The following is a 16472-nucleotide window of genomic DNA, read 5'->3' as shown; positions in this document are numbered from 1 at the left end:
GCATCCAGAATGGAAATTATAATCAAATTGTTCTCGATAGTTCTGCTGAGCCATGTAGAAGTGCTATTTTTCGTTTCTCAAAAGCAATCTAACCAACATGTCAACATCTTATTCTTTTAAAATACGCAACAATTTTATTAAAGGTATTTGAATATCAAAACAAAAGGGAAACTCTTCTTGAATCCCATATACCTTAAGGTGTATAATAAAAAGATTAAAAAATGATTTCGCATCTTTGCAAAAACAATACAATTGAAAATTCTAGTAACAGGCGCTGCTGGTTTTATTGGTTATCATGTATGCCACAACTGTTTGATAAATGGTCATGATGTAGTAGGTTTAGACAATATCAACGACTACTACAACGTAGAGCTCAAATACGATAGACTAACCCAATTGGGAATAGAGCAAAAAAATGTAGAATCATTCGGAACCATAGCAACAAGTAGCATATACGATAACTTCAAATTTATTCGGTTAAATCTTGAAGATAAAGATGCACTGCCCGGGCTTTTCGAAAATGAACAATTTGATATCGTATGTAACCTGGCGGCCCAAGCTGGGGTGCGTTATAGTCTGGAACATCCAGAAGCTTATATTGACAGTAATATCGTTGGTTTTTTGAACATATTGGAATGCAGTAAAAAATATACGATCAAACATCTTGTGTATGCTAGTAGTTCAAGCGTTTACGGTATGAACGAGAAAATTCCTTTTGAAACATCGGACAATGTGGACAACCCCATTAGTTTATATGCGGCCACGAAAAAAAGTAATGAGCTTATGGCCTATACTTACAGTCATTTGTACAATATACCCACAACAGGTTTACGATTTTTTACGGTTTATGGTCCATGGGGCCGCCCAGATATGGCACTTTTCCTATTTACCCAAGCTATAATGCAAAACAAACCGATCAAAGTATTCAATGACGGTAATCTAGAAAGGGACTTCACATATATAGAAGATGTAAACAATGTAATACTTGAGATACTTCAAAAAAAACCAAGAGAAAAAGACTTGTACAAAATCTATAATGTAGGTAACAACAAATCTGTCAAATTATTGGACTTTATTGAAGCCATTGAAGAAAACTTGGGTGCAAAAGCACAAAAAATATTGATGCCAATGCAACCAGGCGATGTAAAAAAAACATGGGCAAATGTAGATGATTTGGTAAAGGATTACGGTTATAGGCCAAATACCGATATTACCGAAGGTGTCAAAAAATTTGTTGATTGGTACAAAAATCATTATTTCATGAATCAATAGCAATAAGCCATTGATTAGCAGCGAAGAGCAACCAAAACCTATTCAATAACGTGTAAATTATTAAAATTGAAATTCAATTGCTTAGTTTCAACGATAATAAGGGTTACTTAAAGTAAAAATCTACTGTTTTCTAAGATGTTTTCCACATCTTTGCGCTTGAAAATTCATACTATGAACATAGACACGTTAAACCTTAGTCCTGAAAAGAACATTTTAGTTACCGGTGGGGCTGGTTTTATAGGATCCAATCTCTGCGAGGCTTTATTGAAAAATAACAACAAAGTCGTATGTCTCGATAATTTTGCGACAGGCAAAAAGGACAATATTGATCATCTTTTATCGAATTCAAATTTTAAATTGGTTGAAGGTGACATTAGAAACTTAAATGATTGTCATCAAGCTTGTGAAAATATTGATTATGTTCTGCATCAAGCTGCTTTGGGTTCTGTACCACGGTCAATAAATGATCCAATTACCAGTAATCAAGTGAATGTTTCCGGTTTCTTGAACATGCTTGTAGCGGCACGTGATGCCAAGATACAGCGATTTATATACGCTGCAAGTTCTTCAACATACGGGGATTCAAAGAACTTGCCAAAGGTAGAGGATACCATTGGTAAGCCATTATCGCCATATGCAATAACCAAATATGTAAATGAGCTTTATGCCGATATTTTTAGTAAAACCTACGGTTTGGAAACCGTAGGGCTCAGATATTTTAATGTTTTTGGGCGCAAACAGGATCCAAATGGAGCGTATGCCGCCGTTATCCCAAAATTTGTGATGCAACTAATGAAGTATGAATCTCCTGTTATAAATGGGGATGGTACATTTTCTAGGGATTTTACATATATAGACAATGTAATTGAAATGAACGTACGTGCCATTGTTTCCAAAAATCCAGAAGCGACCAACACGGTGTATAATGTCGCATATGGGGAACGAACCGATTTAAACGAACTTGTTGAACTGTTAAAAAAATACCTGTCAAATTTTGATCCTAAAATAGCCGATGTAGAAGTAAAATACGGGCCAAGTAGACAAGGGGATGTCCCCCACTCTTTAGCATCGATAGAGAAGGCAAAAAACATACTAGGATATGACCCGAAGTTTGATATAAAATCAGGTTTGAAAGAAGCCGTAAATTGGTATTGGGAAAATTTAAAGTAAAAAAATGAATTTAACAATAATAGGTACGGGCTATGTAGGTCTTGTTAGTGGTGCTTGTTTTGCCGAAATGGGCAATACGGTTACCTGTATAGACATAGATGAAAAAAAAATAGATGGCTTAAGAAATGGTATAATACCTATATACGAGCCCGGGTTGGAAACAATGGTAAAACGCAATGTCAGCAATAAAACCTTGTATTTTAGCACAAACCTCAAAAATCACCTAGAAAAATGTGATATCGCCTTTATAGCAGTGGGTACACCCATGGGAGAAGACGGTTCGGCCGACCTAAAATACGTACTTCAAGTAGCCAAAGAGATAGGACAACACATGCACAACAACTTGATCATAGTCGATAAGTCTACGGTGCCTGTGGGAACGGCCGACAAAGTAAAGGCGGCCATACAGAAAGAATTGGACCATAGAAATGAGCCAATGGATTTTCATGTGGTGTCAAATCCTGAATTTTTAAAGGAAGGGGATGCCATAAACGATTTTATGAAACCGGATAGGGTCGTTGTAGGTTCGGACAATGAAGAGGCCACCGAAAAGATGAGGGCATTGTATGCACCGTTTTTCAGGAGCAGTATGGATCGTTTGATCACGATGGATGTGCGTTCTGCCGAAATGACCAAATATGTGGCAAATGCCATGTTGGCCACGAAAATCTCTTTTATGAACGAAATCGCCAATATTTGCGAATTGGTAGGGGCAGATGTAAACAAGGTAAGGATTGGTATTGGTTCGGATAGTAGAATAGGCTATAGCTTTATTTATCCCGGCAGTGGGTATGGCGGGTCCTGCTTTCCAAAAGATGTAAAAGCCTTAAAAAAAACCGCAGAAGAAAATGGATATACCGCTGAATTGATCAGTGCTGTTGAAAATGTGAACGATAAACAAAAACTGGTTATCGCCAACAAAATAATTCAAAGGTTTGGCGAAGATCTGACCAACAAGACCTTTTCTATCTGGGGGTTGGCCTTTAAGCCTGAAACTGACGATATGCGCGAGGCACCATCAATATATATCATTAAGGAATTGGTAAAAAGAGGTGCTAAAATACATGCCTACGACCCAAAAGCAACAGAAGAAGCACAACATTTTTATTTAAAGGACACAAAAAATATAACGTACTTCGACTCTAAGTACAAGACGCTCCAAAATTCGGATGCCATGATATTGTTGACGGAATGGAAAGAATTTAGGTCTCCCGATTTTGAAGAACTGAAAAAACAATTGAAACAACCGATAATATTTGATGGTAGAAATCAATACAACCATGCCAGAATGCTAAAGAACGGATTTGAATACTATCAAATAGGAAAAAAATAGAGATTGATGAAATCAGATAAAATTGCAGTAATAGGTTTGGGATATGTGGGTCTGCCGCTTGCCCGTTTGTTTGCCACAAAGTATCCCGTAGTCGGTTTTGATATCAATCAACAAAGGGTTAAAGAGTTACAATCGGGCAAGGACAGCACATTAGAAATAGAAGATGATGTTTTGAAAAAAGTCTTATCCAACTCCGCAACTATGAATACGGGGCTTTACTGCTCGGATAATTTGGATGATATTAGAGATTGTAATTACTATATCATAACTGTCCCTACCCCGGTGGATAAAAATAACAGACCTGACCTTACCCCGCTCTACAAGTCCAGTGAAACCGTAGGAAAGGTATTAAAGAAAGGGGATATCGTCATTTATGAATCAACCGTTTTCCCTGGTGCCACCGAAGAAGAATGTATTCCCGTACTTGAAAAGACGAGCGGTCTTGCCTTTAATGTTGATTTTTATGCCGGTTATTCGCCAGAGCGTATAAACCCGGGTGACAAAGAGCATACCGTTGAAAAAATACTAAAGGTCACATCTGGCTCTACTCCAGAAATTGGACAAAAGGTAGATTTGCTCTACAAGTCCGTAATTACGGCAGGTACGCATTTAGCACCTACTATCAAAGTTGCAGAGGCGGCGAAGGTGATAGAAAACTCGCAACGTGACATCAACATTGCATTTGTTAACGAGCTGGCCAAAATTTTTAATTTAATGGATATTGATACCCATGCCGTTCTGGAAGCAGCAGGTACCAAATGGAACTTTCTCCCCTTCAAGCCCGGCTTGGTCGGTGGGCATTGTATTGGGGTAGACCCCTACTATTTGGCACAGCGCGCACAGGAGTTTGGATACCACCCGGAAATAATACTGGCAGGGCGAAGATTAAATGACAGTATGGGGCCTTATGTAGCTTCGGAAGTAGTAAAGTTGATGGTAAAGGAAGATATCAAGATTAAAAATGCCAGAGTACTGGTGTTGGGCATCACTTTTAAGGAAAACTGTCCGGACGTGAGAAATACGCGAGCGGTAGATGTCATACGAAACCTGAAGGATTTTGGCATGGACGTTACCGTTTACGACCCATGGGCAAACCCAGAAGAAGTCAAGCACGAGTATAAACTTGAAACAACTCAAAAATTACCGCAAACAAAGTTTGATGCTGTTATTTTAACAGTGGCACATAAAGAATTTTTAAAGTTGCAGTTGTCAGATTTAGTATTGCCCGAGGGTATTGTTTATGATGTTAAGGGCATACTTGAGGAAAAGGTGAATGGACGCCTATAAAATCCCAAATATCCACTAAATAATTAAAATTGAGTCAACTTAAAAAAGGTGCTTTTCTTAACTATACTACCATTATATTAACAAATGTAGTAGGGTTGTTTCTTACCCCATTCATCATAAAACAATTGGGTGATGCAGAATATGGGCTGTATACGCTCATAGGTGCCTTTGTAGGTTATATTGCCGTGTTGGACTTTGGTCTCACAAATACCGTGGTTCGTTTTGTAGCAAAATATAGGGCGGAAAAGGATAAAGAAGGAGAAGAGAATTTTTTGGCCACGACCATGATTATTTATGCAGTGATATCAACATTGGTAATTATTGTTGGTACGATTTGTTACTTCAATATAGACTCAATATTTGAAAACTCGTTGAACCCAAAACAAATGGAGAGTGCAAAAATAATGTTTGCCATACTCATAGTTTCTTTGGCAATTGTTCTTCCTGCGGGTGTTTTTGATGGTGTTTGTTTTGGGTATGAAAAATTTGTGTTTCCTAAAATGACGAAGATTATTCGTTATGTATTGAGGTCTTTGCTCGTGGTCGGGGTTTTGCTTTTGGGCGGTGATGCGGTTTCTATGGTAATACTGGATGTATCGCTCAATGTCATATTCATCACTATAATGATGGTTTATGTTTTCAGGAATCTAAAAGTCAAATTCAAGCTTCATGACTTTAACAAAAGGCTTTTAAGAAAAATTTTCGGTTACTCCATTTGGATTTTTATTTTCGTACTGGTAGGTCAATTTCAATGGAGAGTAGGGCAAATGGTGCTCGGTATAGTGGCTAATCCTGTAACAGTAGCTATTTTTGCCGTTGGTGTTATGCTTGGTACGTATTACGGCGCTTTTTCAACAGCAATCTCGGGTGTTTTCCTACCAAGGGCTACCCAAATGACAGTGCATAATGCTACCCCGGAACAATTGACCGACATGATGATAAAGATAGGTAGGTTATCATTCATTGCGCTAATGTATATTTTGGGGGCTTTTCTTTTGTACGGTAAGCAATTCGTGTATTTATGGGTGGGCGAGTCTTATCATAATTCTTGGCTAATAGCCCTAATAATCATGTTTGCGTACACGCTCCCCTTGGTACAAGGTTTTGGTAATTCAATACTCGAAGCTAGGAACAAACTGTCGTTCAAAGCTATCATCTATCTTGTTTTTTTGATTTTAGGTACCGTGCTTGGCGGTTTCTTGGCAAAAACCTATGGTGCCGTTGGTATGATTTCCGGATCTGTAGCCGGTTGGGTGGTAGTACAGAATGTGATGAATTATTACTACCACAAAGTAATACAAATCAATATATTACGTTTCTTTAAAGAGTTATTGCACAAAACTTTACCCGTGTTCGTTTTGACTTTGATTATCGGGTATGCAATAAATATGGTGCCTGGTCAAGGTTGGTTGAATTTTATTATAAAGGCGGTCTTGTATAGTGCCGTATACATCCTGTTGATGTTTACATTGGGAACCATACGTTTTGAAAAGCAATTAATGAAAAAAACCTTGTCCCCCCTTTTTAATAAATTAAAAGTAAATGCATAATGCTGGTACTTGATACTATTGATTTTAAAGACGGTGGCAAAAGAATTGATTACAAGTATTCTACTTCTGCCAATTGCAAAAAATTCTTTGATAAAAAGAATCCGTTTTATATTAAATATGAAGAAAATGTATCAGGTGTTCCCGAAAGTATTGCGGTAATTCCTTTTTTATGCAACGTTCTTCCTATATCATGGTTTGGTGATTTTGAAATTAGAGTAGGGGAAATCGATAAAGGCTTTGCAAATAGTGTAGAATCGGTCAAAAAACAATTTGCCGAACAGTACCCAAACTATAATTTGGGTGGCAAGTTGAGCTTTCGAAAGGAAATTGAAAATTCGATCAATAAAAAAAACAATGTCACCAATACCGCCATGCTTTTCAGCGGTGGCGTAGATGCCTATGCCACCTACATCAGGTATTTTGACCAAAGCCCAGACCTCATTACCATTCTTGGCGCAGATATGTCAATAGAGGACAAAACGCAATGGAACGATTTTACGGGTTTTATCGAAAATGAAAAATTATTGGAGCAAAACCAAAAAATATACATAGAATCCAACGTAAGGGCCTTTTACACGTACCAAGTGGAGTTGTTGTTGAAAGATATAGGCTGGTGGGGAAAGGTTCAGCATGGGCTTTCATTAATAGGTTCGGTAGCCCCAGTTTCTTATTTGAAGGGTTATGATACTTTGTGTATTGCCTCGTCATATACCGAGCAAGTTGCGGTGGCCTGGGGATCCACTCCCGATATTGACGAAAAAATCAGTTGGGCGGGCTTACAGGTAAAACATGATGGTTACGAGCTTAAACGGCAGGATAAAGTAGATTTAATAGCCAATTTCAGGAAAGAGAAAGGCACCGCTTTTCGACTTCGGGTTTGTTATTCGGAAAGAAATACCGATTTTAATTGCAGTAATTGTGAAAAGTGTTACCGTACTATCCTTGGTTTGGTCTTGGCCGGGGAAAACCCAAATAATTATGGTTTTGCGGTAGATGGGACATTTTACGATGAAATGTACAAAGTGCTCGATCGTGGAGGCGCCAGCGTGGGGATGCAATATTTTTGGTGGGAGTTGATGCAAAAAGCCAAAAACGCGGAGGAACCGTTTACTTTTAAGGATACAACATTAGAACTGCAGCGTTTAAGAGAAATCGCCAACGGTAAAATAGATACGATTTTACAAGAAAAAATAGATAATCCGCAAACCGAGAAAAAAAATATGAAATTTTTGTTGAGAAACAAGTTTTCCGGTATGTACAAGTTATACAAAAGACTTAAACGATAAAAGATAAATTAGAACATATGAAATATGGTTTATTGACCTACGACGAGAATAAAAATTTCTTTAACGTAGGTGACAATGTACAAAGTTTGGCTGCCAAGCAGTTTTTACCTCAGGTAGATATTTTTTTGAATCGTGAAAAGCTTGGGGAATATAAAGGGGAAAAGGTTAAACTGATTATGAACGGTTGGTTTACCCATAACATTCATAATTGGGTGCCTTCGGAAGATATTGACCCCATTTTTGTTTCCTTTCATATGAACAATACCGCAGCCCCTTTTATGCTAAGCGAAAAAGGCATTGCCTATTTGAAAAAGCATGGGCCCATTGGTTGTAGGGATCAATTTACAGCCGATACTTTGAACAACAAGGGAATTGATGCCTATTTTACGGGATGCCTTACCTTAACCTTGGATTCCTATAAGGTAGACGATTCCGAACGGGGAGACAATGTATACATCGTTGATCCCCTATACAGCTATCCAAGACCGGAAAAAATATTTTATAACGCCAAGCACACGGTTAAGAATATTTTAAACGGCAAAGCCTTTTTACTGGGAAAAAAGAAAAGACATTTAAAGAAATTTATAAGCGCAGCGCTTTTGGAATCGGCTGAATTCGTGAATCAGGAACCGCCTTCAAACACATACTCGGATGAGGAAAAATTTAAGATGGCCGAGGAGCTTTTGGATAAATATGCAAGAGCAAAACTGGTCATTACTTCACGAATACATTGTGCCTTGCCCTGTTTGGCCTTAGGGACGCCCGTGATATTTGTCAATGGGTTTGACAGTTTTGTGGATTCTTGCCGTTTTGAGGGTATTTTGGAACTTTTTAACAGGGTTGATATAAACAGTACTACGGGCGAGTTTACGTCAAATTTTGACCTAAACGGAAAAATTGATGCGGATACCAAAGTAAAAAATCTGGAAAAGCATCACGATTTGGCCAATGCTCTAAAAGAAAAGGTAAGGGCAAGAATATAATAGTATGTAACGCCTTCGTAGATGAGACTCTTATATATTGTAAATAGAATTGATGGTCCGGGAGGGTTGGAAAGGGTACTATCCATAAAGGCTAGCTATTTTGCCGAGCAATATACGTACGACGTTCATGTGGTGACCCTAAACCAAAAGGAGACCGATCTTTTTTACGATTTTAGCTCCAGAATTAATTTTCACAATATCAATGCAAAGGGGAATCCAGTAAGCTATCTCTTACAATATAGAAAAGGGATAAGAAAAACTATAGACCGCCTAGAGCCAGACATTGTATTGGTTTGTGACGATGGTTTAAAAGGGCTTTTTCTTCCCATAATCACAGGTAAAAAGTACCCTATGATATATGAAAGACATGTATCGAAAAGTGTAGAGATAAAAAAAGACAAAAACTCAGGTTTAGATAAGCTTTGGGTTAATATCAAATTTAGGTTAATGAACTTTTCCGGAGGGCGCTACGATAGTTTTGTAGTGTTGACCCACGGGAATGCCAAGGAGTGGCATCTGAAAAATATAAAAATAATACCGAATCCGTTATCGTTTTTTCCCGATAAAAAACAACTGAGTTCCCTAGAAAACAAAAAGGTGCTTGCTGTGGGCAAACATAGCTTTCAAAAGGGGTATGACCGTTTGTTAAAAAGCTGGCAAAAAGTGCAGGAATCAAATCCATCATGGGTTTTGGATATTTATGGTACCATAGACAAAGAGCAAGGGCTTGAAGCATTGGCCGAACAACTCAACATAAGTAAAACCGTTAACTTTTATGGCCCCGTTAAAGATATAGGCCAAAAATATAGCGAATCATCATTGTACGTCATGTCATCTAGGTATGAAGGCTTTGGGATGGTGCTTACAGAGGCTATGGCTTATAGTGTTCCCTGTATCTCTTTTGATTGCCCTTTTGGCCCATCGGATATCATACAGCATGAAAACAACGGTATCTTGGTTGAAAATAACGATATCGCTGGCTTGGCCAGCGCGATTTGCGAATTAATTTCAGATAAAGATAAAAGGATCAAGATGGGGAGACAGGCACGAAAAGACGTACAACAATACCTGCCGGAGCAAATAGCCGCTAAGTGGGATTTATTGTTTAAAAATCTTACTCGAAAATAATTATGAAAAACATCTTACTGATATTACCCTATGGAGGTGTTGGAGGAATGGAAAGGCTCGCTTATTCTTTTTATAATTTTTATAAAAAAAAGGGGTACAATGTAAAAGCGCTAAAGTTCATTAAACTTGAGAATGATATCATAAACTTCAATGATGATGAGCTTTACTTATCCAAAAAAGATTTTAGTGAAATGTCCAAAATTTCAAGATTGTCTTTTTATTTGTCAGCACCCTTTGAGCTACGTAAAATAATAAAGAAATATAAAATCACACATTCCATTGCCTTTGGTGCAATGCCTAACGTATATAGCTCCTTGACGTTTACGAGCGATTATAAAATAGCCAGCATTCACGCTTTAAAAAGTGTAGAATTAAGCAATAACTCTTTACTGAGCAAAATGACTAGGTTTGGATATAAATATACCTATGGCGGGCTAAATAAGGTCGTATGTATCAGTAATGCCATCAAGGAAGACCTTATAGATAAATGCAACTTTAAATTCAAGGAAAAACTTACAGTTATCTATAATCCACATGATGTTGTAGAAATTAACGGTAAGGCCAAAGAACCAATCGTAGATTCCAACGAAATTGATTTGTTTACTGAAAATACAGTTTTGTTTCTTGGGAGACTTTCAACACAAAAATCTCCCTGGCACTTGGTAAAAGCTTTCGCTCTAGTATTAAAAGAAAAGAATGATGCTAAGTTAGTTTTAATAGGTGATGGCGATGCCGGTGTTGAAAAATATATAAAATCCGAGATTGCCAGGTTAGGTATAGAAAACAATATCTTTTTTCTCGGCAGAAAAAGTAACCCGTATAAATATTTGGCGAAATCAAGAGTACTTGCTTTGGCATCACACTACGAAGGCACACCCAATGTTATAGTAGAATCAATTTGTGTGGGAACTCCCATAGTGTCATCATGCTGTACGAAAGGGGTAATTGAACTCATGAGTTTGAACGATGTTGAAGTCACCGATAAAAGTGTTCAAGTTGAGGCAGGTATTATAACTCCAAATCTGTATAAAGGTACTCTTGGCATACCTAACAGTTCAGCATTTATAAAAGAAGAGTATGACTTGGCAGAATCAATGCTATTGATATTGGAATCTGAAGATTATAAAGATAGATTATTGAAGAATAAACAGGATTTACTGTCTAAGTTCGATTTGGAAAAAGTAGCTACCCGTTATTTAGAATAGTTTTGACGATAAATGTTATAAATGTGCTTAACATATGAGGAAATTATACATATTATTATATAACTTTTTGTTGATACCACATGTTCTTTTGTACACAATGCATCAAAATAAAAAGATTATTGATGTAGACTTAAAAAGATGGGCAACTGAAAAAAAAATAAACAAAAGCAGTATAACGCTATTAATGACCTTTTTGAGACAATCGCCAGATTTTAGGACAATTTTTTATTATAGAACTAGAGGTGCTATTGCCCATTTATTGAATATCTATTGTAGAAAACAAACTAATTTCACCATTGATATAAGAACAAAAATAGGCGGTGGTATTCTAACAGGGCATCCATATTGCACTATTCTTAATGCTAATAGCATTGGGGAAAATTTTTATGTAAACCATTTGGTCACCGTTGGTGAGGTAAACGGCAAAAGACCTACCATAGGAAATAATGTATCTATTTACACTGGGGCGATCGTTATTGGTGATATTACCATTGGTGATAATTGCCAAATAGGTGCAGGTGCGGTTGTGGTTAAAGATGTACCCAACAATGCCGTAGTGGTGGGCAACCCAGCTAAAATCGTAAAACTGGATGGCATCAAAGTAAACAAATCAAATACCAAAAAAAATGTTTGATTTTGTACCTATAGACTTATACTATCCCATATACATAAACCTTTGTTTTTTCTTGGTATTGTTTACGCTGTTTCATACGCGTGTTTTGGATTTGAACGATCCAAGAAATATAGCCTTCATACAAATTTCCGGGTTTTTAATTTTGGTATTTCTTATTCTCTACATAGGGCAAAGACCAGTAAGTGGCAGATTTGGTGATACAGTGAACTATGCTTTCACTTATGACTATTATAAATACGGGGGCGAGATTAAAGAGGTTGGGGATTATGGCTGGCATGTTTTTATGAAGTTTATGGCCAACAATACATCAATACATACTTTTTTTACGGTAGTTGGTTTTATTTATATTTTTCCATTATTCAAGATTTCGAAAACCTTTTTTAAAGAGTATTGGTATTACGCCTTTTTTATGTTCGTGGTATCCTTTTCATTTTGGACTTATGGCGTAAATGGAATGAGAAATGGTGCGGCATGTTCATTGTTTTTGTGGGGAGTAAGCTATCATCATAAAAAAGTGGTCATGGCCATATTGTTTTTGTTGGCGACCATGTTTCATAAAACATTGTTTTTACCCATTTTGGCCTTTATCTGCACATACATATATAATAATCCTAAAAATTATTTCAAAGGGTGGCTGGCGACCATACCCTTCTCATTGGTTTTAGGTAGTATTTTTATTGGCATATTTGCTGGTTTGGGATTTGCAGATGATCGTTTGTCCGGTTATTTAACAGGTCAGGCAGAAGAAGGTACGTTTGCCAGTACAGGCTTTCGCTGGGATTTTTTGTTCCATAGTGCTTTTGCGGTATTCGCCGGTTGGTATTTTGTGATCAAAAGAGGTTTTGACGATAAACTATACCATCAACTTTTTAACACCTATCTCATATGTAACGGGTTTTGGGTCTTGGTCATTAGGGCCAATTACTCCAATAGGTTTGCCTATTTATCTTGGTTTATGATGGCGATCGTAATTATATACCCTATGCTAAAACAACAGTTCTTTAAAAACCAACATTTTATGATAGGCAAAATAATGCTGGTATACTTTGCCTTTACCTATTTTATGTATTATTTCTATAGTGGCTGATGTTTTTAAGATAAACCATAACCATTCAAATGGGTAGTGATATAGACATGGGCAAATAAGGTTTTGCCTTTAAGAACAACTAAACAAGGATTAGATGAAAACGATCACTGTATTTACACCAACTTACAATAGGGGGTATTGCTTACATCAAGTATATGATAGTATGGTCGCGCAGACCAATCAAGATTTTATATGGCTTATCATAGACGATGGGTCTACCGATAACACCAAGGAAATAGTGGATGCCTGGATCAAGGAAAACAAAATCGACATACAATACCATTATCAGGCTAATTTGGGAATGCACGGTGGCCACAATGCCGCATACAGGCTTATAAAAACAACGTTGAACGTGTGTATTGACAGTGATGATTATATGCCCGATGACGCCGTTCAAAAAATTCTCGAGAATTGGAAAAAAATTGAAGGAATCGAAAAATTTGCAGGGCTGGTGGGTTTGGATGCGGACAAAAAAGGAAACATCATCGGCACAAAAATACCCGAAAACATAAAGAAAACCACCTTGTACGATGTGTACAACACACATAAGGTTCTTGGGGATAAAAAATTGGTGTATCGTACCGCTGTGGTCAAAAAATACCCCCCCTACCCTATTTTTGAAGGGGAACGTTTTGTGCCATTGGGATATCTATACCAGCTCATAGATCAAGATTACAGACTAATGCCCGTAAACGAGGTTTTTTGTATTGTTGAATATCAACAGGACGGCTCTAGCATGAATATGCTAAAGCAGTACAGAAGACATCCCAAAGGTTTTGCATTCTCCAGAAAAAGTAGAATGAGGTATGCAAGGAATTTTAAGGACAAGTTTAAAAATGCGATACATTACGTATCCTGTGCGTTGTTTACCAAAAATGGGAGGTTTCTTAAAGAGTCCCCTAAAAAATGGACTACCCTCTTGGCCATACCCTTTGGGGTACTATTGAACATATACATTAGAATAAAAACAAAAGGACAATTATAATGCAGCCTGAGAGAATATTACAAGTCTTCACCACAATGGGGCGCGGCGGCGCAGAGTCTATGATAATGAACTATTATAGAAAAATAGACCGTAGCAAAATACAGTTCGATTTTTTGGTACATCGTGAAGAAAAGGGTGATTTTGAAGATGAAATCATACATATGGGCGGTAAAATTTACAGAATGCCCGCCATTAACCCGGTAACGCCAAAAAAGTATTATGCGGCTTTAAGAGTGTTTTTTAAGGAGCATAAAAATTACCGCATTGTACATTCCCACTTAAACACGTTCAGTTCTTTTCCGCTAAAAATCGCCAAAGAGTTCAATATTGCCTGTAGGATTGCCCATGCACATATTGCGCTGGAAAAAATACAGGTTTCTGACCTAAAAAAACCTAAGGAAGCACTTAAAAAAGTCGTTAAGCTACAATTAAGAAAGAACGTGAAAAAATATGCGTCGCACCTATTTTCTTGCGGTACAAAAGCGGGTGAGTGGCTGTTCGGGAGCGGTGTTTCTTTCAAGACCATGAACAATGCCATAGATACAAGTAAATTCGCTTACAACGCCCAACTTGCCAAAAAATATTCTATTGATATGGGTCTGGAAGGTAAACTGGTGCTGGGCCACATTGGTCGCTTTAATGATCAAAAAAACCATCTTTTTTTACTGGAGATCTTTGCCGAAACCCTTAAAAAAAATCCCGAATGTACGCTGTTGTTGATCGGTGATGGTACCCTGCAAAAAACGATAAAGGCAAAGGCAAAGAGCCTGGGCGTTTACGATAAGGTACATTTTATGGGGGTAAGATCCAATATTCACGAACTCATACAGGTTATGGATGTATTTGTTTTCCCTTCCTTTTATGAAGGCCTGCCCGTTACCCTGATCGAAGCGCAAGCGGCAGGGCTTCAAGTCGTAGCGTCTGACACCATAACCAAAGAAGTTGCACTTACACCAAATATCGAGTTTGTTTCTTTGGACCAAAGCCCTTCTTATTGGGCGAGCACGATTTTAAATCACCATCCGGTACAGAAAAAGGACAATACCGAGTTGATCGTGAAGGGGAATTATGACATTCATAAAAACGTACAGGACATTCAGGCCTTTTACAGCTCACAAATAGTTTAGGACATGGCAAAGATTGTAGAAAAAATTTATAGGTATTTACCTTATCCCTTCAAGTTTATTTTACTCAACATTAAGGGGTATCAGAATAGCAAAAAAAGGTACACAAAAGCTTTTTATGAGTATTTAGAAGAATATAATACGCTTTGGGCAGCAGATACGGCCACTATTCAAAAATATCAAAGTAAAAAGTTGGCTATGGTGTTGTACGAAGCATATTTGTATTCGGACTGGTATAGCGCTATAATGAAAAAGCTTAAAATAAAAGAGGATGAAATTCAAAAAGACCCATTTCTTATTTTAGCAAAAATGCCCATTCTTACCAAAAGTGAAAGAAAGCAAAATGCGGATAGCATTGTAAACACAAAAAGAAAACTGGCCGGAGTTGGTTATACCAGTGGAACATCTGGATCGCCAACTATCAATTATTTGGATTTGGAATCTATAAATAGATCGTTCGCATTATGGCGTAGGTTTCACAATACTATAGGGATAGGCCTAAAAGTAAAACAAGTTCGTTTTTCGGGCAGGTTAATGGTGCGGCCGGAAACAAAAAAGCCTCCTTTTTGGATGTACAATCGTTCCGAAAGGCAATTGTTGATGTCCACCTATCATCTCACGGATGCTAATTTACCAGAATACGCAAAAAAACTCAATACGTTTAAACCGGTTCTTTTAGATGGCTACCCATCGGCTATATATGTGATAAGCAAATTCATCAACGAAAATAACATTAAACTTGTTTTCAACCCTAAGGCGATCGCCGTTACGGCCGAAACTTTATATGATTATCAACGAACCGAAATAGAAAGAGCATTCAACTGCCATGTTTATAATCAATATGCTTCAAGTGAAGGCAGCCCCTTTATTACCGAATGTACCAAAGGTAATCTGCATCTAAATTTGGATTCGGGCGTTTTTGAATTTATCAACAATGCTGGCAAACCTGCGAAACCCAATGAAATAGCACAATTGGTAGTCACCAGTTTCACCAATTTAAAGACACCTTTGATACGCTATAATATAGAGGATACGGTTTTATTGGCCACAGAGGATAAAGTGTGTTCATGCGGGTGCCAAATGCCCATGATCGAAAAACTAACGGGAAGGGAAGATGATATGCTTTGGACTAAGGAAAAAGGATATGTTGGCCGTATGGATACAGCTTATAAAAGTTTAAAGGGTATTGTAAAAGGACAAATTATCCAAAAAGCGGAAAATACGGTTTTGGTAAATCTTATTACAAACCATGAATTTGATACGGGTATTGAAAAAGAATTGCTTCAAAACCTCAAGGACAGATTAGGTGAAAAAGTTGATTACACCATAAACAAGGTAGATAAAATACCATTGGGGGCCAACGGAAAATTTGTAGCGGTTAAAAGAAAATTCAGGATAGACTTTAATAATTGAGGCCTATCCTGAATT

The 16472-nt window shown here is 37.4% G+C and carries 14 protein-coding genes; all 14 read left to right on the top strand.

The annotated features are described in order from the left end of the window. Positions 1-252: 252 nt before the first annotated feature. The 14 genes from HYG79_RS15565 to HYG79_RS15500 all read left to right on the top strand — a co-directional run bounded on the left by HYG79_RS15565 (position 253) and on the right by HYG79_RS15500 (position 16457). Positions 253-1272, top strand: coding sequence for an NAD-dependent epimerase (locus HYG79_RS15565; protein ID WP_179242986.1), 1020 nt, complete (start codon positions 253-255; stop codon positions 1270-1272). 171 nt (positions 1273-1443) lie between these two features. Continuing rightward, positions 1444-2442 carry an SDR family oxidoreductase gene (locus HYG79_RS15560; RefSeq protein ID WP_179242985.1) on the top strand — a complete coding sequence of 333 codons (999 nt, stop codon included), beginning with the start codon at positions 1444-1446 and terminating at the stop codon, positions 2440-2442. Positions 2443-2446: 4 nt separating this feature from the next. After that, complete coding sequence (locus tag HYG79_RS15555) at positions 2447-3775, top strand: UDP-glucose dehydrogenase family protein (RefSeq protein WP_179242984.1); 1329 nt, start codon at positions 2447-2449, stop codon at positions 3773-3775. 6 nt (positions 3776-3781) lie between these two features. Further along, positions 3782-5062, top strand: coding sequence for a nucleotide sugar dehydrogenase (locus HYG79_RS15550; protein ID WP_179242983.1), 1281 nt, complete (start codon positions 3782-3784; stop codon positions 5060-5062). Between the two features lie 29 nt (positions 5063-5091). After that, a complete protein-coding gene (locus tag HYG79_RS15545; protein ID WP_179242982.1) occupies positions 5092-6612 on the top strand; it encodes a lipopolysaccharide biosynthesis protein in 1521 nt (506 codons plus the stop codon). After that, positions 6612-7898 carry a hypothetical protein gene (locus HYG79_RS15540; protein ID WP_179242981.1) on the top strand — a complete coding sequence of 429 codons (1287 nt, stop codon included), beginning with the start codon at positions 6612-6614 and terminating at the stop codon, positions 7896-7898. The genes HYG79_RS15545 and HYG79_RS15540 overlap by 1 nt, the downstream gene beginning before the upstream one ends. A 17-nt stretch (positions 7899-7915) precedes the next feature. Beyond that, positions 7916-8881, top strand: a complete 966-nt coding sequence (locus HYG79_RS15535) for a polysaccharide pyruvyl transferase family protein (protein WP_179242980.1) — start codon at positions 7916-7918, stop codon at positions 8879-8881. Positions 8882-8902: 21 nt separating this feature from the next. After that, the gene (locus tag HYG79_RS15530; protein ID WP_179242979.1) at positions 8903-10009 is read left to right on the top strand and encodes a glycosyltransferase family 4 protein; all 1107 of its coding nucleotides are present in this window, start codon (positions 8903-8905) and stop codon (positions 10007-10009) included. A 2-nt stretch (positions 10010-10011) separates the two neighbouring features. Then, on the top strand, positions 10012-11214 hold the full coding sequence (locus HYG79_RS15525; RefSeq protein WP_179242978.1) for a glycosyltransferase: 1203 nt from the start codon (positions 10012-10014) through the stop codon (positions 11212-11214). 34 nt (positions 11215-11248) lie between these two features. Then, complete coding sequence (locus HYG79_RS18245) at positions 11249-11848, top strand: serine O-acetyltransferase (protein ID WP_317168461.1); 600 nt, start codon at positions 11249-11251, stop codon at positions 11846-11848. Next, positions 11841-12935: an EpsG family protein gene (locus HYG79_RS15515; RefSeq protein ID WP_179242977.1), complete on the top strand. Its 1095-nt coding sequence runs from the start codon at positions 11841-11843 to the stop codon at positions 12933-12935. The genes HYG79_RS18245 and HYG79_RS15515 overlap by 8 nt, the downstream gene beginning before the upstream one ends. A gap of 94 nt (positions 12936-13029) precedes the next feature. Further along, positions 13030-13920 (top strand): glycosyltransferase family 2 protein, encoded by an 891-nt coding sequence (locus HYG79_RS15510; RefSeq protein ID WP_179242976.1) that lies wholly within the window; start codon positions 13030-13032, stop codon positions 13918-13920. Continuing rightward, a complete protein-coding gene (locus tag HYG79_RS15505; protein ID WP_179242975.1) occupies positions 13920-15047 on the top strand; it encodes a glycosyltransferase family 1 protein in 1128 nt (375 codons plus the stop codon). Before HYG79_RS15510 ends, HYG79_RS15505 begins: the two co-directional genes overlap by 1 nt. Before the next feature lie 3 nt (positions 15048-15050). Further along, complete coding sequence (locus HYG79_RS15500) at positions 15051-16457, top strand: phenylacetate--CoA ligase family protein (protein ID WP_179242974.1); 1407 nt, start codon at positions 15051-15053, stop codon at positions 16455-16457. Positions 16458-16472: the final 15 nt, after the last annotated feature.

This window comes from Costertonia aggregata (genome assembly GCF_013402795.1).
Lineage (GTDB): Bacteria > Bacteroidota > Bacteroidia > Flavobacteriales > Flavobacteriaceae > Costertonia > Costertonia aggregata.
The sequence above is the reverse complement of the archived record's forward strand: the minus strand, read 5'-3'. Positions and strand labels throughout refer to the sequence as shown.

Bases quoted from the DNA above. Each gene is read 5' to 3' on its own strand.
- HYG79_RS15560 (WP_179242985.1), top strand. From the start codon at position 1,444: ATGAACATAGACACGTTAAACCTTAGTCCTGAAAAGAACATTTTAGTT.
- HYG79_RS15555 (WP_179242984.1), top strand. From the start codon at position 2,447: ATGAATTTAACAATAATAGGTACGGGCTATGTAGGTCTTGTTAGTGGT.
- HYG79_RS15550 (WP_179242983.1), top strand. From the start codon at position 3,782: ATGAAATCAGATAAAATTGCAGTAATAGGTTTGGGATATGTGGGTCTG.
- HYG79_RS15540 (WP_179242981.1), top strand. From the start codon at position 6,612: ATGCTGGTACTTGATACTATTGATTTTAAAGACGGTGGCAAAAGAATT.
- HYG79_RS15535 (WP_179242980.1), top strand. From the start codon at position 7,916: ATGAAATATGGTTTATTGACCTACGACGAGAATAAAAATTTCTTTAAC.
- HYG79_RS15530 (WP_179242979.1), top strand. From the start codon at position 8,903: ATGAGACTCTTATATATTGTAAATAGAATTGATGGTCCGGGAGGGTTG.
- HYG79_RS15525 (WP_179242978.1), top strand. From the start codon at position 10,012: ATGAAAAACATCTTACTGATATTACCCTATGGAGGTGTTGGAGGAATG.
- HYG79_RS18245 (WP_317168461.1), top strand. From the start codon at position 11,249: ATGAGGAAATTATACATATTATTATATAACTTTTTGTTGATACCACAT.
- HYG79_RS15515 (WP_179242977.1), top strand. From the start codon at position 11,841: ATGTTTGATTTTGTACCTATAGACTTATACTATCCCATATACATAAAC.
- HYG79_RS15510 (WP_179242976.1), top strand. From the start codon at position 13,030: ATGAAAACGATCACTGTATTTACACCAACTTACAATAGGGGGTATTGC.
- HYG79_RS15505 (WP_179242975.1), top strand. From the start codon at position 13,920: ATGCAGCCTGAGAGAATATTACAAGTCTTCACCACAATGGGGCGCGGC.
- HYG79_RS15500 (WP_179242974.1), top strand. From the start codon at position 15,051: ATGGCAAAGATTGTAGAAAAAATTTATAGGTATTTACCTTATCCCTTC.